The 15020-nt window shown below is 40.2% G+C and carries 12 protein-coding genes; 8 read left to right on the forward strand and 4 right to left on the reverse strand.

What is annotated here, in order from left to right; genetic code table 11:
* Positions 1 to 167 precede the first annotated feature (167 nt).
* Positions 168 to 962, reverse strand: a complete 795-nt coding sequence (gene pssA, locus J3L16_RS00005; RefSeq protein ID WP_207610818.1) for a CDP-diacylglycerol--serine O-phosphatidyltransferase — start codon at positions 960 to 962, stop codon at positions 168 to 170.
* Positions 963 to 1190: 228 nt separating this feature from the next.
* Between pssA and J3L16_RS00010 the strand changes: the two genes are divergently transcribed.
* Together J3L16_RS00010 and prsT are read left to right on the forward strand one after the other, a co-directional pair.
* Positions 1191 to 2048, forward strand: coding sequence for a hypothetical protein (locus J3L16_RS00010; RefSeq protein ID WP_207610819.1), 858 nt, complete (start codon positions 1191 to 1193; stop codon positions 2046 to 2048).
* Positions 2049 to 2133: 85 nt separating this feature from the next.
* Positions 2134 to 4908 carry an XrtA/PEP-CTERM system TPR-repeat protein PrsT gene (gene prsT / locus J3L16_RS00015; protein ID WP_207610820.1) on the forward strand — a complete coding sequence of 925 codons (2775 nt, stop codon included), beginning with the start codon at positions 2134 to 2136 and terminating at the stop codon, positions 4906 to 4908.
* Here the strand turns inward: prsT and clpB are convergent.
* The gene (gene clpB, locus J3L16_RS00020; RefSeq protein WP_207610821.1) at positions 4905 to 7472 is read right to left on the reverse strand and encodes an ATP-dependent chaperone ClpB; all 2568 of its coding nucleotides are present in this window, start codon (positions 7470 to 7472) and stop codon (positions 4905 to 4907) included. The two genes, prsT and clpB, sit on opposite strands and share 4 nt — an antisense overlap.
* Positions 7473 to 7686: 214 nt before the next feature.
* Between clpB and J3L16_RS00025 the strand changes: the two genes are divergently transcribed.
* The 5 genes from J3L16_RS00025 (at position 7687) to J3L16_RS00045 (ending at position 12367) form a co-directional block, all read left to right on the forward strand.
* Positions 7687 to 8997: a response regulator gene (locus tag J3L16_RS00025; protein WP_207610822.1), complete on the forward strand. Its 1311-nt coding sequence runs from the start codon at positions 7687 to 7689 to the stop codon at positions 8995 to 8997.
* A gap of 18 nt (positions 8998 to 9015) precedes the next feature.
* Positions 9016 to 9561: a heme NO-binding domain-containing protein gene (locus J3L16_RS00030; RefSeq protein WP_207610823.1), complete on the forward strand. Its 546-nt coding sequence runs from the start codon at positions 9016 to 9018 to the stop codon at positions 9559 to 9561.
* Between the two features lie 3 nt (positions 9562 to 9564).
* Positions 9565 to 10494: an ATP-binding protein gene (locus tag J3L16_RS00035; RefSeq protein ID WP_207610824.1), complete on the forward strand. Its 930-nt coding sequence runs from the start codon at positions 9565 to 9567 to the stop codon at positions 10492 to 10494.
* Between the two features lie 162 nt (positions 10495 to 10656).
* The gene (locus J3L16_RS00040; protein WP_207610825.1) at positions 10657 to 11526 is read left to right on the forward strand and encodes an SDR family NAD(P)-dependent oxidoreductase; all 870 of its coding nucleotides are present in this window, start codon (positions 10657 to 10659) and stop codon (positions 11524 to 11526) included.
* A gap of 115 nt (positions 11527 to 11641) precedes the next feature.
* The gene (locus J3L16_RS00045; protein ID WP_207610826.1) at positions 11642 to 12367 is read left to right on the forward strand and encodes a helix-turn-helix transcriptional regulator; all 726 of its coding nucleotides are present in this window, start codon (positions 11642 to 11644) and stop codon (positions 12365 to 12367) included.
* Here the strand turns inward: J3L16_RS00045 and pgeF are convergent.
* Both pgeF and rluD read right to left on the reverse strand, forming a co-directional pair.
* Entirely contained in the window at positions 12347 to 13105 is a 759-nt protein-coding gene (gene pgeF, locus J3L16_RS00050; RefSeq protein WP_207610827.1) for a peptidoglycan editing factor PgeF, read from the reverse strand. The genes J3L16_RS00045 and pgeF overlap by 21 nt on opposite strands.
* The gene (rluD, locus tag J3L16_RS00055) at positions 13083 to 14069 is read right to left on the reverse strand and encodes a 23S rRNA pseudouridine(1911/1915/1917) synthase RluD (protein ID WP_207610828.1); all 987 of its coding nucleotides are present in this window, start codon (positions 14067 to 14069) and stop codon (positions 13083 to 13085) included. Before rluD ends, pgeF begins: the two co-directional genes overlap by 23 nt.
* Before the next feature lie 157 nt (positions 14070 to 14226).
* On the opposite strand from rluD, the gene J3L16_RS00060 reads away from it, so the two are divergent.
* On the forward strand, positions 14227 to 14991 hold the full coding sequence (locus tag J3L16_RS00060) for an outer membrane protein assembly factor BamD (protein ID WP_207610829.1): 765 nt from the start codon (positions 14227 to 14229) through the stop codon (positions 14989 to 14991).
* Positions 14992 to 15020 lie beyond the last annotated feature (29 nt).

Genomic DNA, 15020 nt, shown 5'->3' on the forward strand with positions numbered 1-15020 from the left:
TAAACCCAACTCGTTGAGTCATTTACCTGTCGAAGCGGAGGCGCATTCTACAGAATATATGGGAGGCGTCAACGGCTATTTAAGAAATAAATGACCAATTACGTTCAACCGCTCATTTGCTATACAATACGTGGGAAAAACGCCCAAAAAAGCCTCTAAATGCCTATTTATTTTAAATCGCTATCGTTTTCATCTGAAGAAACCGTCGTGCAGTCTACGTCTGATCCCTCTTCGTGATCGCCTACTACATCTTCTAAGGTTACTTTATCGACGGTTCTAAATGTATTAATGGGGCCCGCAAGTGCATATAAAGAGAAGACCAAGAATAAAACAAGCGCAGGTTCTGTTGCTACTATTACAAATATCAACATAACCACTAAAATAGCAACGAAGGGGACTTTCCCATTCCAATTCACTTCTTTAAATGAGTTGTATTTAAAATTACTCACCATAAGAAGGCCAGACACACAGGTAACAAGTGCAACTATATAGCTTACAGATAACGAATGTATGTCGTATTCAACGCCTACCCATACAATTCCGGATACTACCCCTGCAGCAGCCGGACTCGCTAACCCCTGGAAAAACCGTTTATCTTCGATCCCCACTTGGGTATTAAAACGAGCAAGTCGCAAAGCTGCCCCTGCTACGTAAACAAATGCTGCTAACCAACCTAACTTACCTAATTCAGCTAATCCCCAGTTATATACAACTAAAGCAGGTGCAACACCAAAAGACACCATATCGGCCATTGAGTCGTATTCAGCACCAAAATCACTTTGCGTATTAGTAATACGAGCGACTCTACCATCTAGTCCGTCGAACACCATTGCAATAAACACAGCTACAGCCGCAGCTTCAAATTGTCCATTCATAGACGACACAACAGCGAAGAAGCCACTGAATAACCCACCAGTGGTTAGTAGGTTTGGAAGAAGATAGATGCCTTTTCTTGATTGCATGAAATGTAATTCTTCAGTTGGTTAATATTCAAGGCGAAATATAACATAAGTTAAAACAGTAAACATTTGTTCAAGGCATTCTTTACTTTGTCAGTTTTTTTTACACACAATAACAATATTTTTTACAAAAAGTACATATCCAACTGATATAACTACATTAAATATTTGGGCGTAATTTTTGCTTATACTCTGCCAAATATACTATTCATTACTTAAATGGACCCCCCCATGCTGTTAAAAAATACGATAAAAGCTATCGCTTTTACATTGTCCACGGCTAGCTTTATGGCAAACAGTGCTGTTCGCGTTATTGATTTCGACACCGATAGTAACGGCAACGCTATTATAGCTGGTCAAGTCATTGATAATGAGTATCAAGATTTTGGCGTAACGATAAGTAGTTGCAACTATAATGATTCAGATCCTGACTCAGTAGTTGAAGGATGCTCAGCTGAGAACAGTGAGGTTGGAGAACAAACCCAAATCACCTACGATACAGTAGGTAATACCCGCATTGATCCTGACTTAGAATTTATCTTTGTTGATGGTGAATATGTTAGTAGAAGATCCAGAGAGGTTTATGACACTGACGGTTTACCCGACTCATTTAGCTCGCGTACAAATCCAGGTAACGTGCTTATTTTGAGTGAAGAAGAAAATGAGAGCTCAGAAGATTTTCTTACTGGAGATGCTATCAATGATCAAGGAAGCAGAGCAGCAGGTTATTTTACTTTTGATTTCGATTTCGCAGTTAACTTGGAATCTATAGACTTTTTTGATGTGGAAGACCAGTTAAATCAGAACATCGCTTTTTATGCCATTCAATTCTTCGACCAAAATGGCAATGAAATATTAGAAGATGAAGCGAATACTATCCCAATCTTAGAGGATGGTGAGTGGGTAAGAGTTCAATATGACATTATGGGCGTATTTTCTATTCGTGTTAATCTACCTGGTTCTGGTGCAATAGATAACCTAGCATTTAGCCCTAGTGAGCTTACACCGCCTTCAGAAGTTAGCGCGCCTTCGGCTGTAGTCTTGTTAATGGGTGCTTTTTTACTCATTTGGCGCCGTAAGCGCATTTAGGCAATAAGAGAAATGTAATAAAAGCGACGTGACCACGTCGCTTTTTTGTTTAAAATAGTAAAAATGAACCAAATAGAGCTCCGTTATGTCCCGCTATAAAACAAGCCTTCTTACCTTTTTATTTTTTACGTCTTTAGTATTTTCACAAGAAGCAGAGCATTATGAGACAGCACTGAATAGCTACAATCAAGGTGATATAAACTCAACTTATATTCATTTGCGAAATGCCTTAGATGAATCTCCCTCTCATTTACCTTCGAAGTTACTAATGGGGAGAGTGTTGGTAATAAAAGGTCGCTTTAATGAAGCTATAACGGAACTTAACGAAGCCAAAGAGTTTGGCGCTGATAAGAATTTAGTGAACCCTGTCCTCGCAGAAGCCTATCTCTACGCTAAACAATTTGAAAAAATACTTCCATTGACATTAAACGGCTTTGATAGAACGAATGAATTCGAGCTGACCTTAATCAAGGGGAGTGCCTACTCTAACCTCAAAAAACTTGATAAGGCATCTGAGCAATACGTCTATGCATTATCTTTATTCCCCAATAACTCCCGAGCGCTAAATAGTTTGTCAGCGCTTTATCTACAAACGGGTCAATTAGCTAAAGCAAAGACACTTATTACCAAGTCTATTGGTATTAATAAAAAGAATGCACGCACAATTCATCTACAAGGGCAATTAGCAAAGTTAGAAAGCAGGCCATTAGAAGCACTTACTTTTTTTGAAGCTGCTCATGCATTATCGCCTACTAATCCCATTATCAAACGCTCATTAGCCACTGCTTACTCTCAAATGGATGATGAAAGAGCAATAGACATCGTAAACGACATACTCGCGCAAACACCTGATGATCCACTAGCGCTGCTGCTTTTGGGTCGTTTACATAGTAAAGATAACGAAAATGAATTAGCCATTAGCGTTTATGAAGACCTTACTCAAAGGTTAACAGCCTTACCCGATGACTTATCAGTTGAACAAAACGAACTGTATTTCGTGGCTGGCCTTGCTTCTTATTTAACAGGGAATTACGAATCTGCCCTAACTAAATTTGAGCAATACAACTCGGTGAAACACAGCAACACCAATGCTTTGGCTTTGACAGCCGATACCTTAGTTAAATTAAACCAAGCTAAAGAAGCACAAATTTTATTAGAAAATAACTTAAACCTAGTGCGTGAAAACGAAAATTTAAGTTTAGCCTTATGTAATCTGTTTTTAGATAATGAAAAGACATTTAAGTGTATATCTTTGCTGGATAGCATCAAACGAGACGGCGTTGATTCAGTTAATGTAACTGTAATGCGAGTTCGCATTTTACAAAAGAACGAAAAATATGCTGATGCGTTGGCTTTGTTTACTCAACATTTTCCCGATCCCGATGCTGACCCATATCGTTTCATGTTTATTAACTTGCTTATAGAAAACAAGAAAATAGAGCAAGCGCTCAAACTCACTCAAGCGGTTTTGAACCAAGAGCCGGACAACTCCAGTTATCAATTACTATTAACCCAATTGCTCTACCAAAAGAAACAATTTAAAGAGTCTTTAGCACTCGCAGAAACATTCAATGCCCTTTTTCCAAAAAATCGAGCAGGCTTAATAGTTCTAGTAAAATCTCATCTAGCATTAGCAAATTATGCTTCCGCAGAGCACCTTGCTAAAGGAGTAGTCAACGAGCACCCCGAAGACACACGTGCTGCATTTTTGTTAGCCCAATCTCTTTTTTTTCAAAACAAACTTGAACAAGCACAAGACATATTACTTAGAATAAAAACCGTAGATAGCAATAACCCACTTCCTTTAGAGTTACTCGCTCGACTATATGTAAAACAAAATAACCTGCTATTTGCCAGAAAAGAATTAGAACAACTAATAAGAAAACACTTATTTGTTCCTGAATATCATATTGCATTAGCTAACGTATTCTACAAAGAAAGGAACATCGAAGATGCAATAAAACAATTGAACATTGTGCAAGGAATATGGGCAGATCAACCTCATAATCTAATTGAGTTGAGCCAACATCAAAACCAAATACAAGATTATTCAGGGGCCTATACGTCGCTAAAGCGCGCGGAAAAATTATCACCGGATAATAGTGCAGTTATTATGCCTTTAATAAGAAGCGCTTTGCGAGTGGATAAATTAGACGAAGCGTACAACTACGCAATTTCATTTGCTAAGAAACACCCTGATAACGTAGGCGCAAATATTCGCTTGGGCGAAGTATTAAATGCACAGAAAAAGTCATCTCAGGCCCAAAGTTACTTTTTAAAAGCGTTAGAGCTAGACAATAGGAATAAAACAGCAGCGGCACAGCTTTATCAAATAGCATTGAAAGGCGAAAAAGATTCAAAATTCGAAAATATCGCCAATACCATTTTGCAGAAAAACCCGTCTGCTTTTTTCGTGCGCCGATTGTTAGCTGATTATTTATTACAGGCTGGGGAAAACAATCAAGCCTTAGAGCATTACCTCACTCTTGCAAATAGTAATGAAATAATAGAAAAAGCGAATATAAACAACAATATTGCTTTTATTTATAGCCAAAGCAAACCTGAACTTGCTCTCGGTTATGCGTCAAAAGCCGTTGAAGAAAGCCATAACAACGCTGATTACATTGATACTAAGGGTTGGGTATTAGCCAAATTAAAGCGCTTGGATGAAGCTCTACCGTATCTTCGCCAAGCCTACGCTATTAATTCAGCATCACCGTCGATTCGATATCATTTAGCTTATACTCTATTCTATTTAGACCGAAAAGAAGAAGCCAAACAAGAGTTAACAGAAATCCTTAATTTAGAAGCCACTTTCCCTGAAAGGCAAGACGCCGAGGCCTTATTCAATCAAATTTAATTGATTTGGATAACGCCATCTGCGACATCGATTCTGATTATTTCACTATCTGAAAGGTATCCAGATAATAATGCTTCAGCTAGTTTGTTTTCTATTTGAGTTTGTATAACTCGTTTAAGAGGACGCGCGCCATACACGGGGTCGAAACCGGCATCAGCAATTAAATTTAATGCAGCTCCAGAGATCTCTAATTTATAGCCTTTATCAACAAGTCGGCTACGCAAGGAGGCCAGTTGTATTTTTGCAATGACTTTAATCTCCTCTTTTCCAAGAGGATGAAATACCACTAAATCATCAATGCGATTAATAAACTCAGGTCTGAAATGTTGACTAACAACCTCCATCACTGTGTGCTTCATTTTATCGTACTGGTCACCTCCGTGATCTTGAATAACATCAGAGCCTAAATTTGACGTCATAATAATCACGGTGTTTTTAAAATCCACTGTACGCCCTTGACCATCGGTTAAACGGCCGTCATCCAATACCTGCAATAGAATATTAAATACGTCAGGGTGGGCTTTTTCCACTTCATCCAATAACACTACGGAATATGGCTTTCGGCGAACTGCCTCGGTCAAATAGCCACCTGATTCATACCCTACATACCCAGGAGGCGCACCTACTAAACGACTCACTGAATGCTTTTCCATAAATTCCGACATGTCGATACGCACCATGGCATCTTCAGTATCAAATAAAAAACCTGCTAAGGATTTACATAGCTCCGTTTTCCCTACACCTGTGGGCCCAAGGAAAAGAAAAGAGCCTATGGGTTTGTCGGGGTCACCCAAGCCAGCTCTAGCGCGGCGAATGGCGTGGGATACTGCAGTCACTGCTTCTTCTTGGCCAACAACGCGGTTATGCAATACCTCTTCCATTTTAAGTAATTTTGATTTTTCGCCTTCTAGCATTTTAGCAACGGGAATACCTGTCCAACGAGATAACACATCGGCTATTTCAGTATCTGTTACTTTATTCTTTACTAGAATAGTTTCTCTACTCTCACTTTCCGCCACCCGCTCTAACTTTTGTTCTAATTCGGGAATTCGGCCGTATTGTAATTCCGACATTCGGCTTAAATCCGACGCTCTTCGTGCAATGTCTAAATCTAATTTCGCTTGCTCAAGTTCAGATTTAATTGACTGAGTACCTTGCATGGCTTCTTTTTCTTCAAGCCAAATAGTTTCCATATTCGCGTATTTAGTTTCAGCTTGTTCCCGCTCTAGCTCTATAATTTCAAGACGTTTATGACTAATTTCATCAGTCTCTTTTGCTAATGCTTGTTCTTCTAGTTTTAATTGAATAACTCGCCGCTCTAATTTGTCCATTTCTTCGGGTTTAGAGTCGATTTGCAAACGGATACTCGAGGCAGCTTCATCAATTAAATCTATGGCTTTATCAGGTAGTTGCCTATCACTAATGTATCTATGACTTAAGCTTGCTGCCGCAACAATTGCCGGATCAGTGATATCCACAGAATGGTGTAGCTCGTAGCGCTCTTTCAACCCTCTAAGGATCGCAATGGTGTCTTCAACCGAAGGTTCTTCTACCAGCACTTTTTGAAACCTGCGTTCAAGCGCCGCATCTTTTTCTATGTATTGGCGGTATTCATCTAGGGTTGTCGCCCCTACACAATGGAGTTCACCTCTGGCAAGAGCCGGTTTCAACATATTACCCGCATCCATAGCCCCATCACCTTTTCCAGCGCCAACCATGGTATGCATTTCATCTATGAAAAGAATAACGCGGCCCTCTTCTTTTGCTAATTCATTTAGCACCGCCTTTAAACGCTCTTCAAATTCGCCGCGATATTTCGCACCTGCCACTAAAGCGCCCATATCCAATGACAGAACCCGCTTATTTTTTAGTCCTTCAGGCACTTCATTATTAATGATTCTTAATGCTAACCCTTCAACAATAGCGGTTTTCCCGACTCCCGGTTCACCAATCAGTACTGGGTTATTCTTAGTACGCCTTTGCAAAACCTGAATAGTGCGACGAATTTCATCGTCTCTACCTATAACGGGATCGACACGGCCCTGCTCCGCTCGCTCGGTTAAATCTGTGGTAAATTTTTCCAAAGCTTGTCTGACATCTTCAGCGTTAGGGTCGGTCACCTTCTGCCCGCCTCTAACAGCATCAATAGCATCGCTAATTTTGCTTTCTGTAATAGCCAGAGAATTAAAAATCTCTCCTAATTGGCCTTTATCTTGAGTTGCCGCCAAAACAAATATTTCAGAGGTAATGTAGTCATCTTTGCGTTGCTGAGAAATTTTGTCACACAAGTTAAGGAGTACGCCCGACTGCTTACCAAGTTGCACATCTCCGCCAATACCTGATACCCGAGGCAATTTTTCAATGGCTTCAGACAAGGCCGAGCGCAACCCATTTACATTGATATTTCCATGATCGAGCACTGGACGTACTGAGCCACCTTGCTGATTTAACAAGGCTGTCATCAAATGCACAGGTTCGATATATTGGTGATCTCGTCCCAATGCTAGTGATTGTGCATCAGAAATTGCAACTTGGAATTTACTTGTAAACTTGTCTAACCGCATAACATAACCTTCAATCTTTCACTGATTAAATAATGGGTACCCTTTGGCTTATATTCAAGTAATAAACCTGACATTCGACAAATGCTTTTCGAATGTCAAAAGTTGCGTATAAGTATCAGACTGCTATACCTGTTAGTAAGGTGTATAAATTTTAAACCAACGCAATATCCCATTATTTAACTCTTTTATTAACAGAACAAATAGGAAGTTGTGAATGTTAGAAGGTGATACCACAGAAAAGGGCGCACATAACATTACTGTGCTTTGTGTAGACGACGAAAAGAATATTTTAAATTCCATGAAGCGTTTATTGCGAAAACAACCCTGTAACTTGCTTACTGCTGAAAGTGGTGCTGACGCGCTGGAGTTAATGCAAGCAAATAAAGTTAATATTGTTATATCTGATATGCGTATGCCTGAAATGTCTGGGGCTGAATTGCTTGAGCAAGTTGCCCAGGTATCACCCCAAACTTACCGTATATTATTAACGGGTTTCGCTGACATGGAATCTGTTATCGCGGCGGTAAATAAAGGGAAAATACATAAATACATGCAAAAGCCGTGGGATAACGACGAGCTTATCAGTGCAATTGAAGAAGGAATAGAGTCAGTTACATTAAAGGCAGAAAATCTTCGCTTGCAAAGACAAATTGAAGAACAAAACCAACTACTGAAACATTTGAATCTAGGACTTGAAGAAAAGGTTGGCTTAAGAACCAAACAAATCCGTACAGCAATGGCGCGAATAGAAAACAATAACAGCGCAACGCAACGAATGTTGTTTAACTTCATTGCCATTAATCCCTATATGGATGCCGGTTTTGCGAAGAACACAGCTCAACTAGCCAAAAAAATTGCTGAACACCTCGATTTAGACAAACAACAAGTTAGTGATATTACGCTGGCTGGTTACTTATGTGAAATAGGTATGCTAGGCCTAGATCCATCATTGGTTAAACTCCCGTTTTACCAATTAAATTACGATCAGCAAAAGTTATTTTTCAGTCAAATACAAATGGCCCAATCTATTTTGTCGCCAGCTCAGCATATGCAACCCATTGTCGAAATAATAATGAACCAGTATGAACAGGCTAATGGGACTGGTTATCCGAATAAACTCACCGATATACAAATTCCCATTGGGGCTAAGATATTGTCTATCGCAAGAGATTATTGCCGTTTTGCTTCCGGTAAATTAAGTGAAGAGCCCCTTGAAATCGAACTTATTCATGTAGAAATGAATAAAAGCCGTGGCGCTCGATACTCAGCGGATATACTGGACGTATTAATTGAAAATCCAGAACTCACTGCAAATACCGAAATAGAAAAGGGATACTCTCCTGATCAACTAGAGCCAGGCATGGTACTGAAAAACAACCTTCATACCGACAACCATATGCTCATATTACCTGAAGGCCATGTTTTCACCGACGCTTCAATAGAAAAGTTAAAAGCCTTTGAACGCAATAAACAACAATCACTTTCTGTGGTTGTTTTGGTTCAACCTAAATCCACCAATAGCTAAAATTAGAGGAATCTACTTATGCAAGGTACTATTTTTACCGCATTTTCAGAACTTGTAATTGAGCAACAAGGAATGGCAGCTTGGGATGACATGCTCGATAAGGTCCAACCTGCTTCAGATGGCATTTATACCAATGCGCAACAGTATGACGATAATGAACTATTTGCATTAGTTGGTGCACTTGCCGAAAAAACAGGTTTACCCGCTACAGATCTCGTGCGCGCATTTGGTCAGTACTTATTCGACAAACTCTACGAAAATATGCCTCCCAACGTAGGAAAGATTGATAATTTAAGGGATTTCCTTTTAGCAATCGATTCGGTAATACACGTTGAAGTAAAACGTCTTCACCCCAACGCGTATTTACCTACATTTGAATATGACGATACCGATGATGGTGATCTCATTATGTATTATGGTTCGAAGCGCAAACTATGCCATGCAGCGGAAGGCTTGATATTAGGGGCGGCAGCCCGTTTCAATCGAAACATTAATATTCTCCACCCAGAATGCCTTCACGATGGCAAAGACAGATGCAAATTAATCATCCAGTTTAAGGATTAATCTATGGATGACACATCAAACTATAAACGGGCTTATGAACGAGAGAAAAAAGCACGGGCGATGGCTGAACAGTTGCTTGATGACAAATCAAGAGAGCTCTATGCAAGCGTTCTAGAACTGCAAGACACAGTCAAAACACTTGAAAAAACCCAAGCGCAACTTGTTCAGTCAGAAAAAATGGCCTCTTTGGGACAGTTATCAGCAGGGGTTGCGCATGAAATCAATAACCCCGTTGGTTTCTCGTTAAGCAATATCACTACGCTACAAGAATATTTCGAGGCGCTTGTCGATTTAGACAAAGCCATTACTGATACAAGCTTGTCCGACAGTGAAAAAATTGCTGCGTATAATCAACTACGAGAAGAGCAGGACTTAGAATTTATCATTGATGATACACCAGAATTACTCAACGACACGATAACGGGCTTAGGACGTGTAAAAGACATAGTCGCAAACCTAAAAAAACTGTCACATCACGGCACTGAAACCTTTGAACCCTGTGATATTAACGAGTGTATAACCGATTGCTTAAAAGCCACAGAAAACGAATTAAAATATAAAATGACCGTCGAGCAACAACTAGGTGATTGTCCATTAATACCCGGTCAAGCAGCTGAAATAAATCAGATTTTTATCAATCTTTTTATCAATGCCAATCACGCTTGTGATCCCAAAGGCATACTCACATTAAAAAGCTACGCCAATAAAGAACATGTCATAGTCGAAGTGTCTGACAATGGCATGGGTATTCCTCAAGAGCGCATAACTAAAATATTTGACCCTTTTCATACGTCAAAACCTGTGGGCGTTGGCACGGGTTTAGGTTTATCAATATCACACGGTATCATGGAAAAACACGGTGGAAAAATATCCGTATCAAGTGAAGAAAATGTCGGTACCACCTTTACCCTCCATTTCCCTATAACCCCTTAAGGCGTGTTAATGGTTCCCGTATATGTTGCCTGAAGTGCAATTGCCCCCCTTTGCACTTTTTAGTTAGACTTGTTTATCAAATACGATTTTCTTTGCTAAAACGCGAACATTTTATAAGAAAACAACGTTCCAATAACCTAATACCCATTGTTGAGTGAATTCATGAGTAAACAGCTTGTTTTAATCACCGGCGCATCTGCCGGCTTAGGCCTAGAGATCGCCCGAGTCGTCATGGCGAGTAACCAATACCGTGTAGTACTAACAGCAAGGCCAAACTCAATGGGCCGATTCGCTGACGAGGGCATCTTTGAAAACGAAGACGTTTTGCTCCGCCCCCTTGATATTACGTCAGCGGACATGCGCGGCGAATTAATTGCCAGTATCGAAGCCCAATATGGCGGTGTAGATATACTCATTAACAATGCGGGCTTTACCTTCAGAGCCGTAGTTGAAGACGTGTCAGAAGAAGACCGTTTACAACAAATGAACACTAATTTTAGGTCGCCCATGGAGTTAATTCGGTTGTGTTTACCCAGTATGCGACAGAAACGACAAGGTAAAATCATTAATATTTCGTCGGTAGGAGGGCAAATGGCCATGCCTACAATGGCGGTTTACAGCGCATCAAAGCACGCGCTGGAAGGAGCAACGGAAAGCTTATGGTACGAACTCAAACCCTGGAATATAAAAGTCACCTTAGTTCAGCCTGGTTTTATTAATTCCAAAGGGTTTGAAAAAGTGCGAAAAACAGAACTGAGTTCTCTTTCTTCCAAAGAAACAAGTTCAGCTTACCACCAGCATTATATAAATATGGAAACCTTTATTGAAAAAGTTATGCACCTTACACCATCAACCTCTACCACCGTTGCCCGTAATGTGTTTAAAGTGATGCGTACTAAAAACCCCAAATTGCGTGTTGCGGGTACTTGGGATGCGGTATTTTTCACCTTAATGAAGCGTTTTATTCCTCAGCGTATTTACCATGCGATTTTGTATTATTTACTACCCAATATAGGTAAGTGGGGGAAATAAAAGCAAAAATTCCTGCATAGTCCCTTATATTCATCTTTTTAGTCATGGAAGAATACTCAAGACTACCCTAACCTTAGCAAGCCTTGTTAAGGCATAAACAAGAACGGAGTGATTTATGACACTGGGTAAAAAAATAAAACAATTGCGGGTTAAGAACAATTTTAGCCAGCCCGAATTAGCCGAGAAAATGGGGATTGAGCAGTCTTACTTATCTAAATTAGAAAATGACAAATCAATTCCTTCCAATGACATTTTTAATAGTCTACTTAATGCTTTTAACTTAAGTTTGGCAGAATTTTGTACTGATATGCCTCAAGGGGAAGAGCTAGACAGACTAAAACAAATCCCCGATATTGAACAATATTATCAACAAATAGAAAAACATAACCAAACCACTCAAAGGCAATTTTTGTATATCTCAAGTTTGTTAATTGTCTTAGCGGTTTCTGTTTTTTACATTGGCAAAAGTAAACTCATTTTTCCCGAAATCCAATATCAATACGAATCACAAGGGGTGTTATTTGAAGGAGAAACTGAGGAAATGCTAACCCGTTGGCAGCGATTTCTGACTCAAGAACAACAGGGCGATGCAGAATACCTTGATAAAAAACGTTTAGAAATGCGTGAACGCATTAATGAAACCCACATCAGTATGTTTAATTACATAGGCCCTAGTTTCACCCAACAAGTAGAACAAGGCACTAGGGTATATAAACATAGAAAGGAAAAAGAAGTGAAACGCGCCGTGAATGGGTGGCTGCAAGTACTTGGTGTATTTCTATTTAGTTCAGGGATTATGGGCTTTATACTAGAGCGTCGTTTATATGCCGTTACTCGATAAGCCAATGACTGAGACTTGTCTTCCACAGGATAACTCGTTGTCATGACTGCTTCTTCTAAAAGAAAAAAAGTTATCCTTATCTAAATAGGTACACCTATTTGTAAGGGAAACATTCGATACGCCTAGGTTCAACAGCTGCGTTTTTGCTACATATCCCAAATCGAAATGATATCGACCATTGGGTTTAGGTAAAAACGCAGATTCAAAATCACTAAAATGCGATTTAACTGCGTCATCCACTTCATAACACGGCTGACGAATAAAAGGCCCTATCCAAGCGTGAAGTTGCTCGGGTTGAGACTGAAAACACTTAACGGTATGACTTATTACACCTGATGCTAACCCTTTCCAACCGGCGTGAATTGCTGCGACTTCGCTGCCACTGGAATTCGTCATTAAAATAGGCACACAGTCTGCTGTCATCACAGCACAGAATATGTCTTTTTTTCTGGTGTACAGGGCATCACATTCAATAATATCGTCGGTGCAATGGTCAATTGAAACAACACGGTTGCTGTGTACTTGTTTCATCCATTGAATGTTATGACTATAAGGCAATAATGAGCGGTTTGTTAAAACACAATGCGTGTTATCGCCCACATGGTCGCCGACATTTAAACTTCCATATCCGTTATCACTTACTCCACCACGGCGGGTAGTAGAATAGGCAATAACGTGACTTGGTAGCTGCCAATCAGGGTAGACAAGTGGCAGTTTAGTCGAGATCATCAAGGCCATGTATCTGAGTATCTTCTCTCACTGCGTCTAACAAGTTGGCGAAATCAGATGGATAATCAGCGTGAAACCGCATTTCTTCTTTCGTCACAGGGTGAATTAAGGTCAACTGAATTGCATGAAGTGCCTGTCGGTTGAACCCGCGAAGGGTTTCAATAAAGTGCTCGCTAGCCCCTTTAGGTAAACGCGGTCTGCCACCGTAAACAGGATCACCCACTATAGGATGACGAATATGTGCCAAATGTACCCGTATTTGATGGGTTCTACCCGTGTCCAGTTTTAAGCGCAAATGTGTAAAGGCTCTAAACTTTTCAATAACGCGGTAATGGGTTACCGCCGGTTTACCCAGCTCTCGTACTGCCATTAATGTACGTTTGGTTGCATGACGGCCCATTGGCTCATCAATAACACCACCGGCAATAAAGGTACCTTGTGATATGGCTTCATATTCACGGCCCATGGTGCGAGATTGTAACTGTTCTACAAGATGGGTTTGCGCCGACAATGTTTTTGCCACCACCATCAGACCCGTGGTGTCTTTATCTAACCGGTGAACAATGCCCGCTCTTGGTACTTTATCAATTTCAGGGGCGTGAGCTAACAATGCATTTAGCAAGGTGCCCGACGGGTTCCCTGCTCCGGGATGCACTACTACGTCTTGAGGTTTATTGATAACAATGATGGCATCGTCTTCATAAACAATGTTTATGTCCATTTTCTCAGGCGCATGAGTAACTTCTTGCTCTAACTTAGCATCGATTTCAATGCACTCATCACCCTTCAATTTCTGACGAGGAATAATGCACACCTCACCGTTAACGGTAACCTTACCTTCAAGGATCCACGTTTTTAAGCGAGATCGGGAGTAGTCACTAAAGAGTTCAGCAACAACTTGATCGAGGCGGCCACCAAAGTGGTGAGGTTCAGTGTTTGCAGACAACTGAACTGAAATTGTTTCGTTATTCATGGAACCTTATTCGTTCGGCAAAATCTTATTATATCAGGTACTGCGCTTTGGCCCCAATTTGTTATGATTTTTTGTTCTACTTTGTCTCAGACCAAAATTAGCTTACAATTGAACAACTAGGGTCGCTATGCGCACTCATTATCTACAGGATTGATTCATGAAAAAACAATTTGCCCAGTTCAGCGGTGTAATTCTGCTTACCGCGACACTATTTGGTTGTAGTTCTTCCGATAAAGAACGCGTGGCAATATCTGCAAATTTAGATGCCCAGCAGATTTATGAAAAAGCAAAAACCAGTATGCGTACAGGTAACTTTAGCGCCGCAGCCCAACTACTCAGTGCATTAGATGCCCGTTACCCTTTTGGCCCTCTTTCCAACCAAGTGCAACTGGATTTAATATACAGTTATTATAAAGCTGGAGATACTCCGCAAGCCCTTGCAACAATAGATCGCTTTGTACGCCTGAATCCAAATCATTCAGACATCGACTACGCCATTTACATGCGTGGCTTAACCAATATGGAAGTCGATAAAAACCTGTTTCAAGATATTGTCTCTTTAGACCGCTCAGACCGAGACCCAACTAATTCAAGAGACGCCTTTGACGATTTTCGCAGCCTAATACAGCAATTTCCAGACAGTAAATATGCTGCTGATGCACAAAAAAGAATGCTGTATATTAAAACCCGTTTAGCAAAATATGAAGTTGCCGTAGCCCGTTTTTATATGCGCAGAGAAGCCTTCGTAGCCGCTGCCAACAGAGGCCGTTATATTATTGAAAACTACCCTGATACAGACCAAATTCAACAAGCCTTAGAAATTATGGTTGAATCTTATGACCAACTAGGTCTAGATGACTTAAAGAACAATGCGATGAAAACGCTTAAATACAACTTCCCAGATAGCTCTTTTATTAGCTAGCTCTTTAACTAAATCTTTCCATAAAAAAA

This window comes from Alteromonas sp. 5E99-2 (genome assembly GCF_017368475.1).
GTDB lineage: Bacteria > Pseudomonadota > Gammaproteobacteria > Enterobacterales > Alteromonadaceae > Alteromonas_F.